Source organism: Paenibacillus sp. OSY-SE (assembly GCF_000283315.1).
In the GTDB taxonomy this organism is placed as follows: Bacteria; Bacillota; Bacilli; order Paenibacillales; family Paenibacillaceae; genus Paenibacillus_B; species Paenibacillus_B profundus.
Genome location: NZ_ALKF01000205.1, coordinates 152,495 through 176,918 on the forward strand (window position 1 = coordinate 152,495; position 24,424 = coordinate 176,918).

Here is a 24,424-nt window from a genome sequence, read left to right on the forward strand (position 1 = left end):
GCATGAGTTTTTTTAAAAAGCTGAAGGAAAGCATTGCGGCAAAGACCGAATCCGTAACGAATATCTTCAAAGAAGGCTTGGAGAAGTCGCGTAAAGGCTTTGTGGAAAAGGTAGCCGAGCTGATTACCCGCCGCAAAAAGATTGACGAAGCGTTCTACGAAGAATTGGAAGAAATACTTATCGGTGCTGACGTCGGCGTAACGACCGTGATGAACTTGATCGACGAGCTGCGAGACGAAGTGAAGAAGCGAAAGATTGAAGAAGCGGCTGAACTGCAGCCGGTCCTGTCAGAGAAGCTGGTGGGGTTGCTGCGTGGCGACGAGTCTAATAAACTAAACATGAATTCGGACGGCATGACAGTCATATTGTTCGTCGGTGTCAACGGCGTCGGTAAGACAACAACGATCGGCAAGCTTGCCCATCGGTTCAAGCAGCAGGGGAAATCTGTCCTGCTTGCCGCGGGGGATACGTTCCGTGCGGGTGCCATTGAGCAGTTGGAAGTATGGGGACAACGCGTCGGCGTAGATGTCATTAAGCAGCAGGCGGGTTCTGATCCAGCGGCTGTTATGTTTGATGCCGTGCAGGCGGCGAAGCAGCGCGGTGTAGATGTTCTGCTGTGTGATACGGCCGGGCGTTTGCAAAATAAGTCGAATTTGATGGAAGAGCTGAACAAGATCTTCCGTGTCATTCAGCGTGAAGTTCCAGATGCCCCGCATGAGGTGCTGATGGTGCTTGATGCAACGACAGGTCAGAACGCGCTCAGCCAAGCGAAGCTGTTCGGCGAGAAGAGCGGTGTCACTGGGTTGGTGCTGACGAAGCTGGATGGCACGGCAAAAGGCGGCATCGTTATCGCGATTCGTCAGGAGTTGAATATGCCGGTGAAGTTCGTCGGTCTCGGAGAGAAGATGGAAGATTTACAGGAATTCGATTCCGAGCAATTCGTTCATGCTTTGTTTGCTGGACTCATTCAAGAACAAGAGCAGAAGGATGCCGAATAAGCTGTTGACGAGGCAGCCGGCATTTACGAGGCGTCCCTTAGAGGGGCGCCTTTTTATATTTTGTAACAATTCGCGGTGTAAAATAAAAATATCTTCCTTCATCGTGTAGATCCCCTCTTTCTGAGATGGTATGCCCGTTCGGGCCTTTGACTCACTCTCCCCTTCATTCAGATCAGCCGCAATCCATTACCCTCATACGAGGAACATTTGTAGGATTGGAGTATGAACGGAAGTGTTATTTATTTCTTTGATAAAGAGCAGGATATAAGGCTTCTGTTCAATGGCCCTTTGCCCATTCTCCCATAAAGTCAGGAAGGATATTATTGAGGATAAAGTTACATTCCGTTTTTCGTATAGATACAAAGCTACTAAGTGCCGGTTTACGATGGCAGTTAAAACCTGACAGCGTTCTGTGTCGTCCTTGGGCGTGCTTTCCTGACCAATATGGAAAGTTTAAGTTCTGTAAAGTGCTAAAGCTAAAATGAAACCCAACATTCCTTATGGCTATAAAATCTACCTCTATACGCGGTCGCTCACCGATGAAGGCTTCAAAGGCTTCGATATCGATTTTCTGATGGAAGGGGAGAATGAAGCAAAGGGGCGGAAAAAGCGAATCAGCTTCAGCCTGAACGTGCCACTGCACCATCGGAACGTTCGTTCATTATAAAGAGTCGACGCCTTGTCAATCAAGCTTGATGTTCAGATTTGTTCTATGTATAATGGCATTAACTTTAACAATAGGGGAGTTCTTGATGTCGGTAGTTGTTCTTAACTAATCAAATTGGATAGAGTGTATTTCTTCAATATGGCAAAATTATCGCCTTTAAGGTGGTTTATTTGTCATGCGTGAACGGAATTGCTCCAATTCGTTAAGAACAATGGCCATCCTTTTGAATTCAACCGACTGTGATCAGCCGTGCTCTTAAGCACGGTTTTTTTTATGAATAAGCAAGTATATGTGCTGTATTTATACATGCTCTATTCATCTTGCAGAAATGATGCGATGCGTTTCTAGACAGGGATATCTGCACCGTTTTTGCTCGGAATTATCGTGTCCCGGATATGCGCAGATTTGTTTCCTGCCGCTCCGGCTTACAGCGGTAAACAGTCGATCCCCTAACAGGGCAGAAGATGGACGTTAACGTTCATTTTCTGCCCTGTTTGTGCTGACTTAGTAGGCGTTCCTCAGAGTGGACGCCCCAGAGCAATCTACATTATGAAGAAAGAGTGATACGAATGAAAAATGTGATCGAAATGGCAAGCGCAAATGTGCGTCTGGAAGAAGGGCCGCGTGTTATTGAACAATTGTTGATCGAGTGCTATTTACGACCCGGTATTTCGACGAAGGAGATGGCGCGGAAGACGATGCTTCCCGTTCCAGTGGCGACCGCAATTAAGAAGGAGCTTATCAAGGCGGGGGCGCTCAAGCAGGATCGGGGCGTGCATTGCACATTTGCAGGAAATGATTATGTGGAACAGGAATGGGGATATTTCGGTCTCGATAAAGAACTGTACCACAAGTTGATGGCGGACGGAATGGCATGGAAATCTGAACTCGCCGAGCTTTTGATGGAATGGAACGATCTGTTCCAAGCACGACCGCAAGCAAATGTCCAGATCGACCAATCTAAGTGCACGTTGGAGACGAGTCTGAAGCGGGCCGTGCTCTGTTTGCGGGAGCATTCGCTCATCGGCAAGCAGGTGCTGTGCGTCGGCGATGACGATCTGGTCAGCGTGGCGCTTGGCTTTCTGTTGAAGCGGCTGTTCCCGGGCAGAAGCAGTCCGAAGACGGCGATCCACGTCGTTGATGTAGATGAGCGGTTTTTGCAATATATACGTGACATTGCCGAGCGGGAAGACCTGCCCATTTCATGCCACCATGCTGATTTGCGGCAGCCTTTGCAGGAAGAACTGCAAGGCCGCTTCGATTGCTTCTTCACGGATCCGCCGTATACGATGCAGGGGATGAGCTTGTTTTTGTCCAGAGGCATTAGCGCGCTCAAGCGGAGAAAAGGCTTACCAGTGTTTTTGTCGTTCGCTCACAAATCACCTGGATTTACGTTGGCCATGCAGCAGGAGCTTGTGCGTATGGGCATGATGATGAAAGAGATTACCCCACATTTTAATGATTATGAGGGGGCGCAAATGATTGGCAACCGCGGGCAAATGATCGTACTGAAGACGACGGAGCATACGACTCCAGGGCATACAGATCGTTATGAAGGGGCGCTTTATACCGGCGAAGTGAACCGCACGCAGCGCATATACCGCTGCAGGCAGTGCGGGGAAGCTGTGTTGGTCGGCCAGGACGGGGATTTCGACACGATTGAACAGTTGAAACGGCGGGGCTGCTCCAGCTGTGGCAGCTCCACATTCGAGCTTATCGAGAGAAAACAGGCGTCAAAGTCGGACGAGAAGGCGAACCTGCGTTGAACAATTGAGCCACTGAGCCGCTGTGGGAATAAGTAATTAAGCTGCTCAAATGGTGAAATGCTGCTGAGTTCTCCTTAATGTGTCTCATGCTTCACATATACAGGCCTGGCCTCCAATCGGAAGACTAGGCCTGCATTTATTGTACAAAAAAAGGTCTGCCCACCCGCATAGGCGAAACAGACCTGTAAATTATTCGATTCAAGCTTGGACGGTGTCTGTCTTCGGAGCAGCAAGCTTCGGTTCGGGCACCGCACGCACAGCGGACAGCGCATCGCATTCCCGGAACGCGAAGTGCCTGCAGCCTTGGCAACGGGCTGCGCTAATGCGGGTCAAGGCGAAGTCAATGGCGGCACCCGTCCGTTCGAAGAAGTGCTCTGCTTCGATACGGGCTGCGAGTCCCGTCTTGTTCATCACATTCCGCGGCTGCTCATGGATGCCCGTAACGAGCACCGTTCCTCCTTGACGCTGGACTCGGCTTACGAGAGCAGACAAATTCGACTCTGCCGTCGTATCCATATATGGTACGCGTCCCAAGCGAAGAATCAACACGAGCGGCATCTCCCCGAATTGGTCCTTCAGCGACTGTTCGAATGAATGTGCGGCTCCGAAAAACAGCGGTCCCTCTACAGTAAACATGCTGATTTGCGGGCAATGGCGCCCGTCCTTTACGATGCGGGAGGACACCTTCGCTTTCCGGTCTGCCGGATCGGGCAGCACCTTGGCTACCTTGACGCCTTCGCTCATCCGTTTTACAAATAGGACAACCGCCAACACGAGGCCTGCTTGAACGGCCACGGTCAAATTGGCGAACACAGTTAGCAAAAAAGTAACGGACAGAATAAGAGAATCGGCGGTCCGTGTCTTCAAAATGTGCAGAAATGTTTTGCGTTCGCTCATGTTCCAAGCGACAACCATCAGTATGGGCGCCATGGCGGCTAAAGGAATATTGGAAGCATATGGCGCGAAAAAGAGCAGCACAAGCAGTACCACGATAGCGTGAACGACACCGGAGACGGGAGAGACCGCCCCGTTCCGAATGTTGGTTGCGGTTCTGGCGATGGCTCCGGTAGCCGGAATTCCTCCGAACAACGGGGTTACCATGTTGGCGATGCCTTGCCCTACGAGTTCCCGGTTGCTCTGGTGCCGGTCTCCCGTCATGCCGTCGGCGACGACAGCGGACAACAGCGATTCAATGCCGCCGAGCATCGCAATGACGAAGGCTGGTTGAATCAGCTGGACGATACGGTCCCAGCTGATTGCTGGCAGCCGGAATTCGGGCAGTCCGCTCGGAATGGCACCGAATGTGGAGCCGATTGTGGCCACTTGGCCAGGGAAGAACCACGCTGCAGCCAGACTGGAGACGAGCAGGCCGACTAACGAGCCAGGAATTTTGGGCAGCCATTTAGGCGTGAGCAGGAGAACGGCAAGACAAAGAAATGCTGTCAGCACGCTGTAAAGATTCAATGCCGGCAAGTGCACTACAAGCTCACGCATGTCGGAGATAAAGCCGTCCTGCTTCTCCACGTGCAGGCCTAGAAAGTCGGCAATCTGCCCCGTAAAGATGATGACCGCTATGCCGGCCGTAAACCCGATCGTCACCGGACGGGGAATGAAGCGGATGACGGCTCCCAATCGGAACAGCCCCATGAGGACGAGCATGACTCCGGCCATGAAGCCGGCAATGAGCAGATTATCATACCCGTACTGTAGGACGATAGCGAACAATATGGGTATGAATGCTCCGGTCGGACCTCCGATTTGGAATCGGGATCCGCCGAACAGCGAAATGAGCAAGCCGGCGACAATTGTCGTATAGAGCCCGTACTCCGGCTTGACACCCGATGCAATGGCAAACGCCATCCCTAATGGAATGGCGACGATACCTACGATACTTCCGGATATGATATCTTTCTTCAAAGCTTGCGCGTTATACCCGGCATAACGGCCGCGCAACAACGGTTTCATGCACTTTTCCCACCATTTCTGAATATCTGATTATTTGAATATATAAAGAATCATATATTCATCTGACCATTCTGTCAAAGCGGTTGTCGTGTCGTGTAGGGTGCTTATAAAGGGAAAAGAGAGGAAACTCGAGTCCGTTACCCGAATCCCTCTCTTTTATGAAGATTCCTGCTTCTTGATGTTCTCCAACATGGAGATGGCATTGACAAGATGATTGTCGAAAATGCGCTTCGCCACCTGGAGAAGATCCTTGATCATTGGATCGCGCAGAGAATAAATGACCGAAGTTCCGTCCTTGACGCCGAACACGACGTTCTTGCCGCGCAGGACGGCCAATTGCTGTGAGACGGCCGAACCCTCGATGCCGAGGAGCGACTGGATTTCGTTCACGGTTTTATCGCCGTCGCACAGAACCTCCAATATTTTTATTCTCAAAGGGTGTGCCAACGCTTTGAAAAATTCAGCTTTGAACTGTTGGATGTCCGGATACATGGTGTTCTCCCTTATTCATTGAAGAATGGAATATAGATTAGTGTACCACAAAACGAACGTTCAGGGGAAAAGATGGGCAAAACGCGCCATGCCGGTTCCGTGCGATTCCCTCAGGATGAGAACGAACCAGTATCTTGAGTCAGCGCCGCTGCGTGCTTCTTCCTTAAAATGAATCCGGTAAAAGCAGAGAGTAAATACATCGTTCCTCCCACAATATAAACGGATTGCGGTCCCCACATATCTGACACGGTTCCGGCAAACAGCACTGACACGCCGAACAGAACGTATGATATCGTGCTTTGCGCCGCAAACACGTTCGGCTGCTCAGCTAGTGGCGTGTACTGTTGGACATAGGTCCGCTGGGCGATATCGCGCAGTTGATAAAAAGGGCCCATCAGCAGCACAATGGCCAAGGCGATAAATGCTTGCGTATTGAACGCATAACCGTAGGCGAACAGGCTCACTCCAAATGAGCCGACAATGATCGTGCCAACCAGATGGCGATGAATGAGAGCGGACAGCTTGAGCGTAATCAATCCGCCGATAATGGTGCCTGCATAGTAAGCGGCATTAATATAGCCCCACCAAGCTTCATCCTTCAGCAGCACTTCCTGGGCGAACACTAACGTGACGCCTCCAATCCAGATGCCGCCTGCAATGCCTTCTATGATATCCATCCATGTAATGATGCGCAGCCGGGGATGGGTAAATAGAAAAGTCCAGCCTGCCAGCATGGAGCGGGAGCCTTTCTCTTTTGGCGTGTCATGTTGGTCATGAGCCAGGCGAACAATAAAGAGACAGCCTAGAAGCAGGAGTCCCGAGGACAGCTGCAGCACGAGCGAATGACCGAGCTGCGCGACGAGGATGCCTCCCATCGTCCAGCCGAGCAGCGACAGCATCTGCATGCTGGTCGATACGAGACTGTTCGCTTGCACACGCTTGTCCTCTTCCACCAAGCGGGGATAAAGCGCATTAGCCGACGCGGATGCGCAGCCCTCCACATAACCGATCAGCACGATGCCGCAGAACGCATAACCGAGAAATGCGGATGCTGGCAAAGCAGAAGAGAGCGGTGTCAACGAGAAGGCGATGAGTGCAGACGCCGCACACTGAAGAAACAGGAATAAACGGGTGACATAGGCAACCGTCATCTTCCGATACCAGAACGGCAGTGAGAAGCTGCTGGACAGTATGGCCAAGGAACGAACGAATGAGACCGCTCCGGCAAAGGCGGCCGATCCTGTAAGTTGGTAGACAGCGGCGATCAATGTCATCATATACAAGGACCCCGCAAGGTTGGCAAACGAGCGGCTCGACAATAACGAGTAAAATGAACGATTCAAACAATACACACCTCATTGCATCGTAGCGGTTGTTCAAAAAGCTGAAAAGTGACCTTGCTGAACGCGCACTCATAGTAATATTTTCGCATTATACCATGCAATAGGCTAGCGCTAATCATTTTTTTCTAATAATAACTCTACTTTGTTCAAATGCTCCAACATGCGCCGGGAAGCGAGCACTTCATTCTGGTGCAGTATAGCTTCATAGATAAGTCTGTGTTCTTGCAATAGCTGCAGCGTGGAGGAACGTTCGCCGAAGAGCCACATCCGCCGGGTGTTGCCCATATGCCGGGCGCACTGCTGGTGAAACAGCTGCAGCATCGGAATTAATATTTCATTATGACTCGCTTGCGCTAAATGCACGTGGAACATCAGATCGGCCTGCTGGCTCGCCGCTTCGTCCTCCAGATGCGCCTCCATCTGTTGAAGGCAATCTGCCAACGCAGCCAAGTCCCCGTCCGTCCGCCGTTTAGCGGCTAGTCCCGCAGAACCGACCTCGATCATTTTCCGCACCTCGATCAGCGATTTCAATGAGTTGATCTCAGATAGCCAGCCTTGAAGCAGGTCGGACGGTGCTTGCGGCTGTTCGCGCACGAACGTGCCGCCGCCATGACGAATGTCGATCCAGCCCATCGCTTTCAGCGCGCTGAGCGCTTCGCGTATCGTTGAACGCCCGACTTGGTACTGCTTGGAGAGCGCTTCGACGGAAGGAAGACGATCTCCGGGCGAGTAGCTTCCGTTTTTTAATTGGTCGAGCAGATGATCCGTTACGAGCTCCGCTCCCTTTTTATATTGAATTCCGTTCATCAATGACGGCCTCCTGATATGAAATATCGGACTTATCTATACATTATGAAAAAAATTTTTAAAATGGTAGTATACATCCTCTTCTATCATAAGTTATAATATGCCAAAAGTCATCAGATCACCTGAACAGTTCAACAAATTTATGAACAGAAACAACAGGAGGGGAAATTCGATGATAGTGAACGAAGTGCGGCAAGATCTGCTGCAGCTACTTGGGACAGAGCGTTACCGCGATGATAAGGAGGCGCTCGTCACGCATTCGTATGATGCGACACCGATGCTCCAGTCGCTGCCGGACGCGGTAGTTTATCCCGATTCGACGAGTGAAGTTCAGCATATTCTTCGATTAGCGAATAAGCATCGTATTCCGATTGTCCCGCGGGGAGCAGCCAGCAACTTATGCGGCGGTACTGTACCCGTATCAGGTGGAATTGTCGTGGCAATGACCCGAATGAACAAGCTGCTTGAGCTAGATACGGATAATTTGACAGCTACCGTCCAACCTGGACTGAACACGAAGCAATTCCATCGCGAAGTGGAGAAGAGGGGCTTATTCTATCCGCCGGACCCGAGCAGTATGGTCATTTCGACATTGGGCGGCAACATTATGGAAGGAGCGGGAGGGCTCCGCGGTTTGAAATACGGCACGACGAAGGATTACGTTATCGGACTGGAGGCCGTCCTGCCTTCCGGTGAGGTCATCACTACGGGCGGCAAGCTGTATAAGGACGTTGCCGGCTATGATTTGACGAAGCTGCTTGTCGGCTCGGAAGGAACGCTCGCCATTATTACGGAAGCAACGGTGAAGCTCATTCCTGCGCCGCGGGTGAGACAGACGATGCTGGTTGCTTTTCAAGATATATATGCAGCTGCGCGTTCCGTCTCGCGCATTGTGGGAGCGGGCATCATTCCGGCGACGCTCGAATTTATGGATCAGCCGACGATCCGCGTCGTGGAGGAGTACAATCATATCGGCCTCCCGATAGATATGCAAGCGGTGCTGCTCATTGAGCAGGACGGACAGGAGAGCGCCAGCGTTCAGAAGGACATGGACGCCATCGTATCGATCTGCGGGGAGGAAGGGGCAGCCCGTATTGAAACGGCTCGGGATGAACGCGAAGCGGAGCAGCTGATGAAGGCAAGACGCAGCGCGCTGTCGACATTGGCACGCATTCGACCGACGACGATTTTGGAGGATGCGACCGTGCCTCGTTCCCGTATCGCGGACATGGTGTTGGCCATTAACCGGATTGCGGCGCAGTATGAGTTGAACATTTGCACGTTCGGCCACGCGGGGGACGGGAATTTGCACCCGACCTGCACAACGGATGCGAGAAATACCGAGGAAATTCATCGGGTCGAGCAAGCGTTCGCCGATATTTTCGAAGAAGCCATCAGGCTTGGAGGAACGATAACCGGAGAGCATGGCGTCGGCACGGTTAAAGCGCCTTATTTGGAGTGGAAGGTCGGTGAGGCTGGCATCGCCTTGATGAAAGGCATCAAGCAGGCATTCGATCCGAACGGCATTATGAATCCAGGCAAAATATTCGCCAAATCAGCACGCAAAAGGCTGGTGATTACCCGATGAACAGCAGAGAGCAAGACGATCAACGAAAAGGAGCCTTGAAGCAGCAACTGGTTAATACGCTTGATTATGAGCAGTTGATGAACTGCATGCGCTGCGGATTTTGCCAGCCGGCTTGTCCGACATTTCATCAGACGGGTCTCGAAGCGGCTTCTCCACGCGGTCGTATCGCTCTGATGAAGGCGGTGGCGGATGGACTGATGGAGCCGGACGAAGCATTCAAGCAGCAAATGGATCTATGCTTGGGGTGCCGCGCATGCGAACCGGTATGCCCTTCCGATGTGAAATACGGCCAATTGCTGGAGCAGACGAAGGATGCTCTATTCGAGCATGCTGAACCTGCCGGGGCGATTCCGCTGCGCGGCCTTCATAAGTTTGCGAAGCCGATATTTAAGCGTCATCGCCGTCTGCGGCTGATGAGCACGATACTGCAAGCTTATCAACGCTCCGGCCTGCAGCGTCTTGCCAATAAAGGGAATCTGCTGCGTTGGCTGCCGGCGCATATGCAGACGATGGAGCGGATTATGCCGCATGCGGACAGCCGCGGTGTCGTAAAGCGGGTCGGCGGCCATCGTTTTGAAGCCAAAGGTGAGCGAATCGGTACGGTAGGATTATTTCGCGGGTGCATTATGGACGTTCTTTTTACGGAAACAAATGTGAATACCGTCCGCCTGTTGACTGAATCTGGTTATGATGTCGTCATCCCGGAGGAGCAGTCCTGCTGTGGCGCGCTGTTCTCTCATAGCGGCGACCGGGACACGGCCCGAGAGTTTGCCAAGCAAAATGTAAAGGTGTTCGGGGATGCGAAGGTGGACTACATTGCTTCCAACGCCGGAGGCTGCGGGGCCATGCTTGTCGAGTATGATCATTTGCTTGCGGATGAAGCGGAGTGGGTGGGGCCTGCCCGAGAGTTTGCCGTTCAAGTGAAAGACATCAGCGAACTGCTGCTGCGTTCGCAGCGCTGGAATCAACTGCCGGAGGCAGCAGTACAATCGAAAACAGCAGCACAACCGGAAACAACACGTGACGACACCGTAACGGTGACATACCAAGATTCGTGCCACCTGCGCAACGTGATGAGGGCTGGCGAGGGGCCGCGCCAATTGCTGCGTCTCATCCCTGACACGAACTTCGTAGAGCTGGAAGGGGGCGAAGTGTGCTGCGGATCGGCGGGTATCTACAACCTGGTGCAGCCGCAAATGGCGAACGATATTGTAGATTCAAGAATGGAAGCGGTGCGGGACACGAAGGCTTCGATTATTTTAACGAGCAATCCGGGCTGTCTGCTGCAGATGAAGGTCGGCGTAGAGCGGGAAAAAGCGAACGACCGTATCCAGGTCATGCATGTAGTCGATTATTTTGCGGAAAAGATATTGAAATAATATTTTATAAAAACTATAATAATTCTGTAATTAAATTTTAGTAACTTGATGATACATCTTTGTTATGTAAGGATGAAACTTTCAGTTTATTAGGGGGAGTTAATCGTGAATGTTATTCCATTGGAAGCCAAGTGGATCGTTCCGATGTGCGAGTTATGGAACAGGGAACTGGGCGGCCTCTTTCCAATGCGAGAGGCGCTGCTGCGGCAGAATAGCTTTCAAGATGCGAACGTTTACTACCCGGGTTCTTGGCTGGCACAGGATGATGACGGTACACTGCTTGGCTTTGTCATCGCGAAGAAATGGCAAGAGCAAGAGCGAGAGATGCAGTTGGGAGAAGGCGCAGGTTGGATTCAAGCGCTTGTCGTGCGTTCGGACAGAAGGGGCGAAGGCATAGGCAGCCGATTGCTTACCCTGGCTGAAGAGGCACTGCAGGATGCCGGAGTAGAGATCGTATATATGGGCCGCGATCCGTGGCATTATTTTCCTGGCGTGCCGAAAACGCTCTCATCGGCTCGTCCTTGGTTCGAGCGGAGAGGATACGAGTTTCTGTATGAGGTATATGATTTGCTGGCATCCACAGAGGAAGGTCCGCCTGTTGCTCCGTCGTTTTCCGAAGGCGCTTACATCAAAGGGCTTGAACTGCAGGATCAAGCGGAAATGCTGCGTTTCTTCCGCAGATGCTTTCCTGGACGGTGGTACTATGAAGCACTCTGTTATTGGGAGCGGGGCGGAACAGGCAGAGAATTTGTCGGATTGTTTGCAGAGCGGGAGATGATAGGCTTCTGCCGCGTAAACGATGAGCAGTCGGCTTTGATCGCGCAAAATACGTACTGGGCTCCACTCTTCCAAGAGCCGCTTGGTGGAATCGGACCTCTTGGCGTAGACAGCCGCTATCGGGGAAAGGGATATGGCCTTGCTCTCGTTGAAGCGGGGGTATCAGAGCTGCGAGCGCGCGGAATGAAGAATCTGGTCATTGATTGGACGGAGCTCGTTGATTTTTATGCGAAATTAGGATTTCAACCATGGAAGGGCTACGATTTAATGAAAAAGACATTGCGGTAGGCAACACAGATAGAAGCTGAAGCAGTGTGTGCTCAATCGAGTTGAACTGCTTGAGAAAGAACCGGATGTGAGGATTGCCAATACTGAACTACGGTACGCTTTTGTTCTACAACAAAGAATTGTTGGATGCGGCAGTGCGTTGCTTCGCATCAATATGACGGGACGGCGCAATATTTAGATGATACAAGAGAAGCGATTCGATTTATTAAAGAACTGTGATCATAGGTTTCAAACGAGTATTAAACAGCAGCAATTTATGTTTTTTTGCCCTCTTCGACGGCTGGCTCCCGGCAGAAGAGGCTTTTTTATTGGTGTTTTGTTATCGAACATGCAGCAATCGCACCTCCGCGCCCGTGTGCATATAATGTACTCCGTTCCGTGGGCATATGTCCCGGAGCGGAGTCAAAGCGGCAAGGAGGAAATGGCATGGCACCATCAGATAGTGGACGCACGACTCAGCTTGCATTAATGGAAGAAAGGATGAACGCGATAACGCATGGGCTCGGGCTGCTGCTTAGTTTGGTTTTTTGTATGGGAGCGGCTTCCGTATCATCACGCCATATGGCACGTGTCTGTGCTAACTGGAGCAGCGCTCCATTTCGGCTGTGTGTATAAGCTCATCTTGCTTGCATAATTTTTTTGGGTGATGTTAAGGTTTCCCCCTTGACATGGTGTTCAGATTTAGATATGATAAGGAACGTCGATGGGCTGTAAAGTGTTTTTCCTTGACGAAAGGAGTGGCCCGTATGAACGAGGAACAGGTATTAGCGAAGACGAACCGCGTCAATATGCTGTTTGACTTCTACGAACCGTTGCTCACAGAGAAGCAGCAGACGTTCCTGAAATGTTACTTTCAAGATGATTTTTCCTTAGGCGAGATTGCAGCCGAATTCGGAATAAGCCGACAAGCGGTGTATGAACATATTAAGCGGGCGGAGCAGACGCTCGATGCGTATGAGAGCAAGCTAGGGCTGCTCGCGAAGTTTGAACAACGTACGAAGCTAATGGAATCGCTGCATGACGCATTGAACGATATGAAGGGCATACCCGACCCGCAGCGCGCGGAACTGCAGATGATTGTCCGTGAACTGCAGGCGTTGGATTAAGGGAACGGGGTGAATAACAATGGCATTTGAAGGATTGACAAGCCGATTGCAGAACGTATTCAGCAAGCTGCGCGGCAAAGGCAAAGTAGCGGAGGAAGACGTCAACGAAGCGATGCGCGAGGTGCGCCTTGCGTTATTGGAGGCAGACGTCAACTTCAAAGTTGTTAAAGAATTTATTAGCAAAGTAAAAGAGAAGTCTGTCGGCCAAGACGTCATGAAGAGCTTTACGCCAGGCATGGTCATTATCGACATCGTTAACAAAGAGTTGACGGAGTTGATGGGGGGCACTGCCGCGAAGCTGGCGAAAGCGAATAAGCCGCCAACGGTTATTATGATGGCAGGCTTGCAGGGTGCCGGTAAGACGACGACGTCGGGTAAGCTGGCGAAGCTTCTGCAGAAGCAGAACCATAAGCCGCTGCTCGTGGCTGCCGACATTTACCGTCCAGCTGCGATTCAGCAGCTGCAAGTGCTCGGCAACCAGATTAATGTGCCCGTATTTTCCTTGGGTGATCAAGTTAGCCCGGTAGAGATTGCACGCCAGGCGATGGATCATGCGAAGGAGAATAATCTCGATTATGTGATCATCGATACCGCCGGCCGTCTACATATCGATGAAGCGCTGATGGATGAGCTGAAGCAGATTCACGAGACCGTTAAGCCGGATGAAGTATTGCTCGTCGTCGATGCAATGACAGGGCAAGATGCGGTAAACGTAGCGGAAAGCTTCAATCAGCAGCTCGCGTTGACGGGGGTCGTGCTGACGAAGCTCGACGGCGATACGCGCGGCGGTGCGGCGCTCTCGGTAAAAGCTGTTACCGGATGCCCAATCAAGTTTGCGACATTGGGCGAGAAGCTGGATGCGCTTGAACCGTTCCATCCGGAACGGATGGCTTCCCGTATTCTCGGGATGGGGGACATGCTGTCACTTATCGAGAAGGCCCAGGCGAATATCGATTCGGACAAAGCGAAGGAAATGGAACTGAAGATGCGGAACGCCGCCTTTACGTTCGATGATTTTCTGGAGCAGATGCAGCAGGTCAAGAAACTCGGTCCAATTGATCAGATTTTGGATATGATTCCAGGTATGAACAAGATGAAGCAGACCGCGAATCTGAAGGTGGATGAGCGTCAGATGGGTCGCATCGAAGCGATTGTCCGTTCGATGACGAACGCTGAGCGCCAGGATCCCGACCTCATCAATCACAGCCGCCGCAAGCGGATTGCAGCCGGCAGCGGAACAGCGCTCGCTGACGTGAACCGCCTCATCAAGCAGTTTGACGAGATGCGTCGGGTGATGAAGCAGTTCTCCGATATGATGGGACCGAAAGGTCCGAAAATGATGAAAAATTTGAAGGGCAAAGCCGGAAAGGGAATGAAATTTCCTTTCCGCTAATGCATAATGCTTTACTCGAATTCCGTTAAGGAGGTGAATGTCGTGGCAGTACGTATCCGTTTGAAACGAATGGGTGCTCATAAAGCACCGTTCTATCGTGTCGTTGTATCCGATTCCCGCTCTCCGCGTGATGGTCGTTTCATCGAAGAAATCGGTTACTACAATCCGGTAGCTCAACCTGCAGTAGTTAATATCGACGAAGAAAAAGCGTTGAAATGGCTGCAAACAGGTGCTCAAGCTTCTGACACGGTTCGCAACTTGCTTAGTCAAGCAGGCGTCATGAAGAAGTTCCATGAGCTGAAATATCAGAAGTAATCTAACCGTTCGGAGGGTCGCGAATGGAAGAGTTGGTGTTAGTTATTGCACGCGCTTTGGTCGATCATCCGGAGGAGGTCCGTGTGGACGTCGTGGAGAAAGACCACATCATAGTATATGAGCTTTACGTCCATCCCGATGATGTCGGGAAGGTTATCGGAAAGCAAGGTCGTATAGCCAAGGCGCTTCGCACGGTCGTCACATCGGCAGCCGTAAAGGTTCCGAAACGAGTTGCCGTGGACATTATTTCTTAACATGACGAAACGGGTTAGGATGAAATCCTAGCCCTTTTTCGTATGTGAATAACCGTTTGTGTTACACTAGGAAGCATACCCGTAAATAGCAGGAGGATTCGATACGACATGGCTGAAAAGTTATATAATGTCGGCAAAGTCGTGAATACGCACGGCATTCGCGGAGAAGTGAAAGTATTTCCGCAGACCGACTTTCCGGATGTGCGCTTTGCCCAGGGAAGCGAATTGATTTTGCAGCATCCAGAGACGCAGAGCACCCTTTCGGTTACGGTGGAACGGTCGCGTTTACATAAGAACATGTACATCGTGAAACTGAAACAATTCGACGACATCAACGATGTAGAGAAATATAAAGGCTGGATGCTGAAAGTGTCGGAAGCGCAGCTCGTAGAACTGCCGGAGGACGAATATTATTATCATGAAATCATCGGTTGCCGCGTTGTGTCGGATGAAGGCGAAGAATTAGGTGTCATCGACGAGATTTTGGCCCCGGGAGCGAATGATGTTTGGGTCGTGAAGCCGTCGAAAGGCAAGCCTATTCTTATTCCGGTAATTGATGATGTGCTGCTTAACGTCGACATCGAAGGCAAAGTTGTTACCGTCCACCTCATGGAGGGACTTATTTAAATGCGTATCGATGTATTAACGCTATTCCCGGAAATGTGCGAAGGCGTATTTAACGCGAGTATACTGGGTAAAGCCCGGGAGAAGGGACTCGTAACGCTGAATACGGTCAATTTTCGTGACTATTCCACCAACAAGCATTCGACCGTAGATGATTATCCATACGGTGGTGGGGGCGGTATGGTTCTGAAGCCTGATCCTATTTTTGCGGCAGTCGAAGATGTTATCGCCAAGGCGGAGACGGAAGGCTTAGTGAGAAGCGAGCAAAATATCGATCACGCGGAAAGAGATTCGTCTACAGCGAAGCCGCCGCGCATTATTTTGATGTGTCCGCAAGGTGAACGCTTTACGCAGACGAAAGCCGAGGAGTTGGCAGAGGAATCACACCTTATTTTTATTTGCGGCCACTACGAGGGCTATGACGAGCGTATTCGCGAGCATCTCGTGACGGATGAACTGTCAATTGGCGACTATGTGCTGACGGGGGGCGAACTGCCAGCCATGGTCGTTATCGATTCCGTCGCTCGGCTGCTGCCTGGAGTGCTCGGCAATGAGTCGTCGGCCGTGACGGATTCATTCAGCACAGGACTGCTTGAATATCCGCATTATACGCGCCCTGCTGAATTTCGCGGCTGGAAGGTGCCGGATGTGCTCATAAGCGGCCATCATGCCAACATCGAGGTGTGGCGCCGAGAGCAAGCGTTAAAACGGACACTGGAACGACGGCCCGATCTGCTCGACAGCATCGAGTTGAGCGATGAGGAGCAGAAGCTGCTGCGGCGGTTGAAGAGTGAATAGCTGTAGTATAGAAGAACGAATAGACTCCTACATAATGTACTATGAGTACAATGTAGGAGCAATTTGCGTATCTATTAGGATGTTGGCGTTTTTCAGAGCCATAACTATTTTGAGACGCTGGAGTTCTTCGGGTAGATCAAATCGTCCATGTTGATTCCCAGAAAATATGAACCAATGCAAAAAAGGAGGGCGGCCAGGAAGGCATCCCTCTTCTTCGTCTTCATCGCGGTTAGTCTGTAATCAGCTCTAATTCCACCACGGTATCGTTTTCATCTGGCAGTTGGGCCGTCGGAAAGTTGATGAACAAATAATCTGCATAGTCATGCGCATTCCACGGTGTCTGTATATTTACCTCTGAACCGTCTGCAAGCAATCTGGCTTGTTTGACGCGTCCATTCAATCCTTTCAGCGCAATCGGTCCGACGCCGCGGTCGAGAATGTGGGCGTACAGCTTATTGCCTTGCTGCGTGTAACGCCCCCACTCCGGCTTCGGCAATTCACTCGCGCCAGAGCCGTAGATGCTGTCTTGATTTCCATGCATCCAGGATCCGACTTCCGATAGCACGGCAAGGGATTCCCGTGGGAATTCCCCTTTCGCATTCGGTCCGACGTTCAGAAGCAAGTTCCCGTTCTTGCTGACGCATTCGACCAGTCCGCGTATAACTTGCTGTGGTGATTTGTAATCATGGTCATAGGCATGATAACCCCAATGGCGATTTAGCGTAATGCACGCTTCCCAAGGAATCGAATCGCCGTTTTTGTTCACGATTCCTTGTGGCGGTAAGATTTGCTCGGGCGAGGCGAAATCACCTGCATATATTTCAGGCTCACTCGCTTTGATGTTGCCGCCCAAGCGGTTGTCGATGATAACGTTTGGCTGCAAATCGCGAATCATCGTCACAAGCTCCGATGCGCGCCATTTCTCGCCGGTCATATCGTCATAAGAGAAATCGAACCAGAGCACGTCGATCGTCCCGTAATTCGTCAACAGCTCTTTGACCTGTCCATGCATGTAATCCAAGTAGCGATTGAAATCTGTTTCCCGGTTCTTGAACTCCTCGTTACTGCGCATCGGGTGCTGGCGGTCGCCATAGGCCGGGTAATCCGGATGGTGCCAGTCGATGATAGAGTAGTAGAAGCCAACCTTCAACCCTTCGGCTCGGAAGGCGTCGACATATTCCCGAATCAGGTCGCGTCCGGCTGGGGTATTAGTCGCTTTGTAATCCGTCATAGCGCTGTCGAACAGGCAGAACCCGTCATGATGCTTCGTCGTCATGACTGCATATTTCATACCGGCTTGCTTGGCGGCTTTCGCCCAGGCTTTTGGGTCGTAATTTTCAGGATTAAAGGTGTTAAAGTACTGTTCATAACCCTCTACCGATATCTGTTCGAAGCTGCGCACCCATTCACCGCGTGCGGGAATCGCATAAAGCCCCCAATGTATGAATATGCCGAAGCGGTCATTCGTAAACCATTCCGTCCGCTTGCGTCTTTCATCCATCGTCGTCATCCTCATCTCTCCTTTAACTGCAGTTTTTTCCTATTTTACACGGAAGCGGGTATAATGCAGATAGAGAGAATTAACGGCTTTTTGTACAAAATTAAGGTCGAACGGAGCGCATGCCGATGGGGAAAATGGAGCTGCTGCAGCGATATTTGGCAAACGTGCAGGTTCATGTGACGGACGCTTACTATACGAAATGCAGGGAAGATTGGTGCGAGAGCAATTTCGTGCCCTCCTTTAACCGCATGTATCTCATCTGTGATGGGGAAGGGCGCATTGAGATTGCAGGGAGCACGTATTACCCGGGGCCAAGGCAAATGGTCATTATGCCAGCGGGAGTGAACCAATCGTACGCTGCGATTAGCTCCCATACGTATGAGAAATATTGGTGCCACTTTACGACGCTCATTGGAGAGCGGCATTTATTTCAATTTATGCGTATTCCTCATGTCGTCACGATGTCGCCTTCCGTCTTCGAGGAGGCTGTTGAAAGATTTCAACGCTTGAAGAAAGAGCATTATGACGGAGATTGGACTGCCGTGCTGCGCAAGCAGGCGCTACTAATGGAGCTGCTCAGCCTATATTTGGGGGAAGCAGGACCGGAGTCCATCATTCTGCCTTCCTCCCAAGCGATGGACAAGCTGAACCTGGTGCTGCAGTATATGAACGGTCATCTTACCGAACGGCTAAGTGTGCAGCAGCTCGCGGATCGGCTGCATTTGCACCCGAATTACTTCATCACGTTCTTCCGTGAGCATATAGGGGAATCGCCAGTACAATATATGAACCGGATGAAGGTGGAGCGGGCGAAGAAGCTGCTCTTGACGAGCCATTTAAGTGTGACGGAAATTGCTGAGGCAGTCGGTCTGGATGTATATTATTTTTCTCGTTTGTTCAAAAATAGTACCGGGTTCAATCCGACATCGTTCAAAGCGACACATAAAAATGAAATGAAGTGAGGGGGAACATAGGATGCAATCCCATCCATCTCGTCATCATGTTCAGACGGATGACAAGCAGCGTTTGTTCGTTGCGATACCACTGCCGGCGTCTGCTGCGGACACCGTCGTACAATGGTCCGAAGGGGCGAAAAGACAGTGGGCGTTTCACAAATGGGTCCATCCGCTCGATTTGCATATTACGGTACAGTTTCTGGGAGCGGTATCCCCTGATGTGAAGGAGCGTCTCGTGCAGGGACTTCAGAGTGCAGCGCAATCGTCGGAGACGTTTCGGCTCGAATTGCAAGAAGTGGGGACGTTCGGGGCGCACGAAGCACCTCGTGTTCTATGGGCAGGAGTCGGCGGAGAGATCGGCCAGCTCAAGCGCCTGTATGAGCTTGTCGTAGCTGCGACTGCGCCGCTTGGATTCGTGCCCGAGGACCGGCCATATTGGCCGCACATTACATTGGCCCGCAAATACCGCGGGATGACTCTCATGTCGCTGAACGCTGGTCATGCGCCGCTGCCTGAGTATGATTGGATGGCAGACCACTTCGTGCTGTACCGCACGCAAATGGGTAAGACCCCCATGTACGAGCGAATTGAGGAGTTCAGACTAGGTCACGGCATACAGCAACCGTAAGCTTCCCGTCGGGAAGCTTTTTTATGTTACGAGAAGAATTGCCGTGAAAGGCTTGATTAAAAGCCGCATCAACATGGCCGCGCTTCCAGAGGGGGAGGAGAGAGGTTCTATGTATTCAAGTCCTTAAGGGCACTCTCCCCTTGACTCAGACATAGCTACAGTCGCAGGTTCCGGGTACAACTACGACTAAGATCAAGGAGTTTTAAAGTGGAGTAACTGAAATAATACGCAATGGAAAGTACCCGAACAAAAGATATAACATAAATAAGAACACAAGCACAACAGTAAGCACAAAGCAAATAGATCAAAAGGTCTGAACGTAAAAGGTACGCCATGAATAGAAAGCTCGTAGAACATAAGGACATCTTGAAGCATAACGTAAGCAGAACATAAGCTACATTATGAAGCACGGCGCATGAGAAATAAGGCGCTATATAAACTACAGCTAAAGAACTAAATGAGTGTGTATAAGGCAGGTGGCATCGCTGCAAGCCTTTCGGTCATGCTGCGGTTGGTGAGGCAGCGCAATGAATAGAGTTATATAGGGCATGCGACGGAGATGCTGAGGCAGGACAAAAAGACATGCAGATGCACACAAGACGCTCCCATGCCGCTGCGCGTTGAGCAGTTGCATTGTAACGAAAGCAAAATTCATCCAAGTATCTTTGAAGATAAGTTGCCCCGATCCCGTGAAACGTGTCGTTCATCCAGCGTCGTGCTCGCTTGAATGTTCGATATAAGCGACTGTCACGGCGAGCACGATAAGGCTGTTGGATAATAGACGGCTCGAAAGCAGTCGCTGTTACATGAAGAGCGACAAAACGATCACAGCCAGAACGAAGCAGATATTTGTCGGAAAGGTGAGCCTTCTTCACAAGCTTCATCTTAAGCTCATCCAACTGATCGTCCGGCGTTACGGATGCGGCAATAACAAGGGGGGATTCCCGAGGATGAAGCTCAAGCATTGAATGATATGAGGTGCCATGAAAGGCGACAATGCCTTGAACTTTGCCTGCGAGCGGCCGGTCAACGTCGGACATGCTGATCGCAGCTCGGATTTTGTGCAGCATCAACCAGGCGGTTTTGTAAGTGACCCCGATGATCGAGCTGAGGTAGACAGCATTGATGCCCCTGTCAGAGCGGGAGACAAGCCAGAATGCCGTAAGCCATTTCCACAGGGCTGTGCGGCTGCCTTCCATGACCGTACCAGCGGTCAGTGAGGTCTGATGGCGGCAGGCACGGCACTCGTATAGAGGAAGCCGACGCGTTTGAATGACGTAGGCATTGGTGTGCTGACAGCGTGGGCAGACGAAGCCATGCGGCCATTTCATATGAAATACGAAGGAAACACATGAGGATTCCGTATGAAATTTACGCTTCAAATCCTCCAAAGTATCGATCGATTGCCAAGCCGTCATTATAAGTCCTCCTTTAAACTCTACTTGTAGTTCAATTTTTCATTGGATAGAGAACAAACGTTCTATACTTCGATTATACAGAACATAAGTTCTTATTTCAAGGATTTCTTCCCTTTAAAATGTGGTTTTCTTATGCAGTGCGTTTCTTACATAATATCGTTAGAACAAGCATCTCGTTCTGAGTTGTGGGGAGGGTGATGCAAAGGGCTTGTTAAGGATAGGAATGTAGCCTAGAGAGAGGCGAATTAATGACAATTTACTCATGTATAAGAGATAATTTTAGACCAAAACAGTCTCGGAGTATCCGATGTGTGAAGTAAAAGTCAATAGATACAATCAAATTTTATGAACTAAGAGTGGGCATGCAAATTGTGTTCGCGTGTTTTGGGACTATATGTTCATCGGGAGCATAAATCAATAACCTTATATTGCGAAAAAGATATAGATGACGATTTGTAGCCAATGACTGCTATTATCATGCTTGTATGCGTGTGAATAGTGAAAGAAAATAAAACAGGTCCATTTTCACATATATTTACGTATCTGCCGCAATTATAATGAAGTCACTTGTTCATTCCTGTCGAAATGTTGTCGAAGGGTGCAGGTGATTTTCTTGTTGCTGCCAAGAAAATAAGTCGTTTTATTATTCGGTCCATTGCTCAAACTGCATGATTGTCAGAAAAGAACGGAGGGATAGGATGGACAGACTTGCTACGCGTGCCGGCCTTCTGTTGCTGACGCTCGCCGCCGTATTCATGGTTGGTTTTTCTAAGCCAGAAGAGCCCAGGAAAGCAATCTGGATTTGGCAAGCTGATCGAATCGAGAACGAGTCGAATCAATTGTTGTCTTTTGTGAAGCAGAACGAGGTGAATTTGTTATATTTGCATGTTGATATGGACATCCCACAATCATCTTACCGTGAATTTATACGGGAAGCCGCTGCATCCGGCATCGAGGTTCATGCGCTTGCTGGACATCCCGCATGGGCGCTTGAATCGCGCCGGGACAGAATGATGAAGCTAATCCAGTGGGTTAAGTTGTATAACGGCAACGCATCGCCGGAGGAACGAATTCGAGGAATTCATTTAGATATCGAGCCGTATGTTTTGCCGGAGTGGGAGACGGATCGGGAAGCTCTAGTCACTTCGTGGATGGGAAATATGGAGTACTTTCTCCAGACAGCAAAAGAAGAGGTAAACGTTGAAATAAGCGCAGATATGCCGGTCTGGTTCGATTCGATTGTCGCCGCCGATATGCCCGAGGGTTCGCTTGCAGAGTGGATGATTAAAAGGTTCGACCACATCACGTTAATGGCTTATCGTCATGAACTGGAAGGCGATAATGGCATTTTGGAACTGGTCAAACACGAGATGGAGGTGGGTGATAGGCATCAAGCCAAGCTGCTCATCGGCGTGAACGCCAAGCCGATGGAGGAGAAGCATACCACTTTTTATGATAAAGGGACGACGGCAATGAAAAAGGCATTGCAAGAAGTGACGCAGAGGCTCGGAACCCACCCTTCCTTTGCAGGGACGTCGATTCATGATTACCGGTATTGGCAAAGCATGGAGGAGCGGGATACGGATTTACCGCCTGAACCAGACCCTGATCCGAATCCAGATCCGGTTCCGAATCCAGATCCGGTTCCGGACCCTGATTGGGTTCCTGTCCCGCCACCAGTCGAGCGCAATGGGCCGGTTGTCGCCACTTATGTGTGGCGTGCGGAGCTTGCCATCGAGCAACCGGACGAGATTATCTCCTTTGCGAAAGAACAAGGAATCAATCTGCTCTATGTCCGCCTTGATTTGGAGCAGTCGTACGATGCTTACCGTTCATTTGTGAAGAAAGCCCATGAAGCAGGTATTGAGATGCACGCGATGGGCGGACATCCTATATGGGCGCTTAGCGAGAATGAGCCGCGCATCCTGCGGCTGGTGAACTATGTTAAGCAGTATAACCGCTCGGTGGAGCCGGATGAGCGATTCCACGGCATTCATCTGGATGTGGAGCCGTATGTGCTGCCGGATTGGCAAAGCCGCAAGGATGACGTGTTGAAGCAGTGGACGGCCAATATGGACATGTTCGTACGGGAAACGAAGCGGAATTCAGACTTGTTGACGAGCGTCGATTTGGCCGTATGGCTCGACCGGACGTATGTGCCGGATCGACCGGACATGACGATTAGCGAGTATATGATAGGTCTGATGGATCATGTGTCTTTGATGGCATTCCGCAATACAGCAGAGGGATCGAACGGGATTGCCGCTGTCGTGAAGGAGGAGATGAAGATGTCTGACCGTCTAGGCAAGCAGCTTGTCGTCACAGTGGAAATGAAGGAGAACTTTGAGGGTAAGCATATTTCGTTCCACGAGCTAGGGGCCGAGGAAATGCAAAGACAACTGGAAAAACTGCCCGAACTGCTTCAGGACCATTCTTCCTATATAGGAAACGCCGTACATGCATATGATTATTGGCGTGATGCTATTCAATAATAAAAGTAATGGGGCTTCATCGTTTGTGGGAGTGGTTTTATGTAGTTGCCACGAATGGTGAAGTCCTTTTTTATATGAAATATAATGATTGATGGGAAGGACGTACATAATCAAAATCATGAGGTGTTTTTATGAAGAGATACAGTATTGGAGGGTTAGTTGATGCAACTGAATTTTATGATGAATTATATGATTGGGATGAGCATGTGAAAAAAGTCATTCTGTTCGCTGGGAGTGTCAGTAGCAGTGATTAGCTGGAATTCGATGAGGTAGGAGAAGAAGGATAAGATCACAAGATTGAAAAGAAAGTGGTCTTTCCTCCGATATCCGCTTGTAATCCGTTAGGGCATATGCTAAAATAACCTTTGTTGTTTGGAATACGGTGGTCCTCTACATACGATGAGGCTGACGCGCATTCGCGTCCTGAGATGTATGAACACCTGTGTGGAAGGAGGGAGTCCTAGATGAATATCGTACAAGCGATTACGCAAGAACAGCTTCGCAAGGATATTCCAAGCTTTCGTCCCGGCGATACTTTGAAAGTATTTGTAAAAGTTATCGAGGGATCTCGCGAGCGTATCCAGTTGTTCGAAGGTGTTGTTATTAAGCGTCGTGGTGGCGGAATCAGTGAAACGTTTACGGTTCGTAAAATATCCTACGGTGTAGGTGTTGAGCGTACGTTCCCGATTCATACTCCGAAAATCGATAAAATCGAAGTGGCTCGCCGTGGTAAAGTGCGTCGTGCGAAGCTTTATTATCTTCGCAGTCTTCGCGGTAAAGCAGCGAGAATTAAAGAAATCCGTTAAGGAACAACCGGGGGCTTGCTTAACCTGCAAGCCCCCTTTTGCTATTTGTACCCTGTTCGATTA

Annotated in this window: 23 protein-coding genes; 17 read left to right on the forward strand and 6 right to left on the reverse strand. The window is 50.3% G+C overall.

Annotated elements, in window-relative coordinates:
* The first annotated feature begins 2 nt into the window (after nt 1-2).
* The 3 genes from ftsY (at nt 3) to A372_RS0131540 (ending at nt 3,431) form a co-directional block, all read left to right on the forward strand.
* On the forward strand, nt 3-998 hold the full coding sequence (ftsY, locus tag A372_RS0131530; RefSeq protein ID WP_019424942.1) for a signal recognition particle-docking protein FtsY: 996 nt from the start codon (nt 3-5) through the stop codon (nt 996-998).
* Nucleotides 999-1,479: 481 nt separating this feature from the next.
* On the forward strand, nt 1,480-1,665 hold the full coding sequence (locus tag A372_RS0131535) for a hypothetical protein (RefSeq protein ID WP_019424943.1): 186 nt from the start codon (nt 1,480-1,482) through the stop codon (nt 1,663-1,665).
* 569 nt (nt 1,666-2,234) lie between these two features.
* Entirely contained in the window at nt 2,235-3,431 is a 1,197-nt protein-coding gene (locus A372_RS0131540; protein ID WP_019424944.1) for a bis-aminopropyl spermidine synthase family protein, read from the forward strand.
* Nucleotides 3,432-3,629: 198 nt separating this feature from the next.
* On the opposite strand, the gene A372_RS0131545 is transcribed toward A372_RS0131540, so the two are convergent.
* From A372_RS0131545 to A372_RS0131560, 4 genes are all read right to left on the reverse strand, one after another.
* Nucleotides 3,630-5,396 (reverse strand): SulP family inorganic anion transporter, encoded by a 1,767-nt coding sequence (locus A372_RS0131545; RefSeq protein ID WP_019424945.1) that lies wholly within the window; start codon nt 5,394-5,396, stop codon nt 3,630-3,632.
* A gap of 156 nt (nt 5,397-5,552) precedes the next feature.
* The gene (locus A372_RS0131550) at nt 5,553-5,888 is read right to left on the reverse strand and encodes an ArsR/SmtB family transcription factor (RefSeq protein WP_019424946.1); all 336 of its coding nucleotides are present in this window, start codon (nt 5,886-5,888) and stop codon (nt 5,553-5,555) included.
* A 110-nt stretch (nt 5,889-5,998) separates the two neighbouring features.
* Nucleotides 5,999-7,240: an MFS transporter gene (locus A372_RS0131555; RefSeq protein WP_272943488.1), complete on the reverse strand. Its 1,242-nt coding sequence runs from the start codon at nt 7,238-7,240 to the stop codon at nt 5,999-6,001.
* Nucleotides 7,241-7,342: 102 nt separating this feature from the next.
* Nucleotides 7,343-8,038 (reverse strand): FadR/GntR family transcriptional regulator, encoded by a 696-nt coding sequence (locus A372_RS0131560; protein WP_019424948.1) that lies wholly within the window; start codon nt 8,036-8,038, stop codon nt 7,343-7,345.
* A 172-nt stretch (nt 8,039-8,210) separates the two neighbouring features.
* Here A372_RS0131560 and A372_RS0131565 point away from each other — a divergent pair, with 172 nt between their 5' ends.
* The 10 genes from A372_RS0131565 to trmD all read left to right on the forward strand — a co-directional run bounded on the left by A372_RS0131565 (nt 8,211) and on the right by trmD (nt 16,560).
* Complete coding sequence (locus tag A372_RS0131565) at nt 8,211-9,626, forward strand: FAD-binding oxidoreductase (RefSeq protein ID WP_019424949.1); 1,416 nt, start codon at nt 8,211-8,213, stop codon at nt 9,624-9,626.
* Nucleotides 9,623-11,005, forward strand: a complete 1,383-nt coding sequence (locus A372_RS0131570) for a (Fe-S)-binding protein (RefSeq protein ID WP_019424950.1) — start codon at nt 9,623-9,625, stop codon at nt 11,003-11,005. Before A372_RS0131565 ends, A372_RS0131570 begins: the two co-directional genes overlap by 4 nt.
* 105 nt (nt 11,006-11,110) lie before the next feature.
* Complete coding sequence (locus tag A372_RS0131575; protein ID WP_019424951.1) at nt 11,111-12,070, forward strand: GNAT family N-acetyltransferase; 960 nt, start codon at nt 11,111-11,113, stop codon at nt 12,068-12,070.
* A gap of 426 nt (nt 12,071-12,496) precedes the next feature.
* Nucleotides 12,497-12,685, forward strand: coding sequence for a hypothetical protein (locus A372_RS37825; protein WP_157259898.1), 189 nt, complete (start codon nt 12,497-12,499; stop codon nt 12,683-12,685).
* 131 nt (nt 12,686-12,816) lie between these two features.
* Nucleotides 12,817-13,176 carry a putative DNA-binding protein gene (locus tag A372_RS0131580; RefSeq protein ID WP_019424952.1) on the forward strand — a complete coding sequence of 120 codons (360 nt, stop codon included), beginning with the start codon at nt 12,817-12,819 and terminating at the stop codon, nt 13,174-13,176.
* 19 nt (nt 13,177-13,195) lie between these two features.
* Nucleotides 13,196-14,569, forward strand: coding sequence for a signal recognition particle protein (gene ffh / locus A372_RS0131585; protein ID WP_019424953.1), 1,374 nt, complete (start codon nt 13,196-13,198; stop codon nt 14,567-14,569).
* 42 nt (nt 14,570-14,611) lie between these two features.
* Entirely contained in the window at nt 14,612-14,884 is a 273-nt protein-coding gene (gene rpsP, locus A372_RS0131590; RefSeq protein WP_019424954.1) for a 30S ribosomal protein S16, read from the forward strand.
* Nucleotides 14,885-14,907: 23 nt separating this feature from the next.
* On the forward strand, nt 14,908-15,138 hold the full coding sequence (locus A372_RS0131595) for a KH domain-containing protein (RefSeq protein ID WP_019424955.1): 231 nt from the start codon (nt 14,908-14,910) through the stop codon (nt 15,136-15,138).
* 108 nt (nt 15,139-15,246) lie between these two features.
* Nucleotides 15,247-15,765: a ribosome maturation factor RimM gene (rimM, locus tag A372_RS0131600; protein WP_019424956.1), complete on the forward strand. Its 519-nt coding sequence runs from the start codon at nt 15,247-15,249 to the stop codon at nt 15,763-15,765.
* Nucleotides 15,766-16,560: a tRNA (guanosine(37)-N1)-methyltransferase TrmD gene (trmD, locus tag A372_RS0131605; RefSeq protein ID WP_019424957.1), complete on the forward strand. Its 795-nt coding sequence runs from the start codon at nt 15,766-15,768 to the stop codon at nt 16,558-16,560.
* Between the two features lie 229 nt (nt 16,561-16,789).
* Here the strand turns inward: trmD and A372_RS0131610 are convergent, their stop codons facing one another.
* On the reverse strand, nt 16,790-18,070 hold the full coding sequence (locus A372_RS0131610) for an alpha-L-fucosidase (protein WP_019424958.1): 1,281 nt from the start codon (nt 18,068-18,070) through the stop codon (nt 16,790-16,792).
* A 116-nt stretch (nt 18,071-18,186) separates the two neighbouring features.
* Here A372_RS0131610 and A372_RS0131615 point away from each other — a divergent pair, with 116 nt between their 5' ends.
* Entirely contained in the window at nt 18,187-19,023 is an 837-nt protein-coding gene (locus A372_RS0131615; protein ID WP_019424959.1) for an AraC family transcriptional regulator, read from the forward strand.
* A gap of 13 nt (nt 19,024-19,036) precedes the next feature.
* Entirely contained in the window at nt 19,037-19,645 is a 609-nt protein-coding gene (gene thpR / locus A372_RS0131620; RefSeq protein WP_019424960.1) for an RNA 2',3'-cyclic phosphodiesterase, read from the forward strand.
* Between the two features lie 500 nt (nt 19,646-20,145).
* Here thpR and A372_RS0131625 read toward each other — a convergent pair whose 3' ends face one another.
* On the reverse strand, nt 20,146-21,063 hold the full coding sequence (locus A372_RS0131625) for a transposase (RefSeq protein ID WP_019424961.1): 918 nt from the start codon (nt 21,061-21,063) through the stop codon (nt 20,146-20,148).
* A gap of 698 nt (nt 21,064-21,761) precedes the next feature.
* On the opposite strand from A372_RS0131625, the gene A372_RS37830 reads away from it, so the two are divergent.
* Both A372_RS37830 and rplS read left to right on the forward strand, forming a co-directional pair.
* Complete coding sequence (locus A372_RS37830) at nt 21,762-23,555, forward strand: hypothetical protein (RefSeq protein ID WP_019424962.1); 1,794 nt, start codon at nt 21,762-21,764, stop codon at nt 23,553-23,555.
* A gap of 464 nt (nt 23,556-24,019) precedes the next feature.
* Nucleotides 24,020-24,361: a 50S ribosomal protein L19 gene (gene rplS / locus A372_RS0131640; RefSeq protein ID WP_019424964.1), complete on the forward strand. Its 342-nt coding sequence runs from the start codon at nt 24,020-24,022 to the stop codon at nt 24,359-24,361.
* Nucleotides 24,362-24,424: the final 63 nt, after the last annotated feature.

What these genes read in the sequence shown, in the direction of transcription:
- ftsY (WP_019424942.1), top strand. Translation starts at nt 3, where the DNA reads ATGAGTTTTTTTAAAAAGCTGAAGGAAAGCATTGCGGCAAAGACCGAA.
- A372_RS0131535 (WP_019424943.1), top strand. Translation starts at nt 1,480, where the DNA reads ATGAAACCCAACATTCCTTATGGCTATAAAATCTACCTCTATACGCGG.
- A372_RS0131540 (WP_019424944.1), top strand. Translation starts at nt 2,235, where the DNA reads ATGAAAAATGTGATCGAAATGGCAAGCGCAAATGTGCGTCTGGAAGAA.
- A372_RS0131545 (WP_019424945.1), bottom strand. Translation starts at nt 5,396, where the DNA reads ATGAAACCGTTGTTGCGCGGCCGTTATGCCGGGTATAACGCGCAAGCT.
- A372_RS0131550 (WP_019424946.1), bottom strand. Translation starts at nt 5,888, where the DNA reads ATGTATCCGGACATCCAACAGTTCAAAGCTGAATTTTTCAAAGCGTTG.
- A372_RS0131560 (WP_019424948.1), bottom strand. Translation starts at nt 8,038, where the DNA reads ATGAACGGAATTCAATATAAAAAGGGAGCGGAGCTCGTAACGGATCAT.
- A372_RS0131565 (WP_019424949.1), top strand. Translation starts at nt 8,211, where the DNA reads ATGATAGTGAACGAAGTGCGGCAAGATCTGCTGCAGCTACTTGGGACA.
- A372_RS0131570 (WP_019424950.1), top strand. Translation starts at nt 9,623, where the DNA reads ATGAACAGCAGAGAGCAAGACGATCAACGAAAAGGAGCCTTGAAGCAG.
- A372_RS37825 (WP_157259898.1), top strand. Translation starts at nt 12,497, where the DNA reads ATGGCACCATCAGATAGTGGACGCACGACTCAGCTTGCATTAATGGAA.
- A372_RS0131580 (WP_019424952.1), top strand. Translation starts at nt 12,817, where the DNA reads ATGAACGAGGAACAGGTATTAGCGAAGACGAACCGCGTCAATATGCTG.
- ffh (WP_019424953.1), top strand. Translation starts at nt 13,196, where the DNA reads ATGGCATTTGAAGGATTGACAAGCCGATTGCAGAACGTATTCAGCAAG.
- A372_RS0131595 (WP_019424955.1), top strand. Translation starts at nt 14,908, where the DNA reads ATGGAAGAGTTGGTGTTAGTTATTGCACGCGCTTTGGTCGATCATCCG.
- rimM (WP_019424956.1), top strand. Translation starts at nt 15,247, where the DNA reads ATGGCTGAAAAGTTATATAATGTCGGCAAAGTCGTGAATACGCACGGC.
- trmD (WP_019424957.1), top strand. Translation starts at nt 15,766, where the DNA reads ATGCGTATCGATGTATTAACGCTATTCCCGGAAATGTGCGAAGGCGTA.
- A372_RS0131610 (WP_019424958.1), bottom strand. Translation starts at nt 18,070, where the DNA reads ATGACGACGATGGATGAAAGACGCAAGCGGACGGAATGGTTTACGAAT.
- A372_RS0131615 (WP_019424959.1), top strand. Translation starts at nt 18,187, where the DNA reads ATGGGGAAAATGGAGCTGCTGCAGCGATATTTGGCAAACGTGCAGGTT.
- thpR (WP_019424960.1), top strand. Translation starts at nt 19,037, where the DNA reads ATGCAATCCCATCCATCTCGTCATCATGTTCAGACGGATGACAAGCAG.
- A372_RS0131625 (WP_019424961.1), bottom strand. Translation starts at nt 21,063, where the DNA reads ATGACGGCTTGGCAATCGATCGATACTTTGGAGGATTTGAAGCGTAAA.
- A372_RS37830 (WP_019424962.1), top strand. Translation starts at nt 21,762, where the DNA reads ATGGACAGACTTGCTACGCGTGCCGGCCTTCTGTTGCTGACGCTCGCC.
- rplS (WP_019424964.1), top strand. Translation starts at nt 24,020, where the DNA reads ATGAATATCGTACAAGCGATTACGCAAGAACAGCTTCGCAAGGATATT.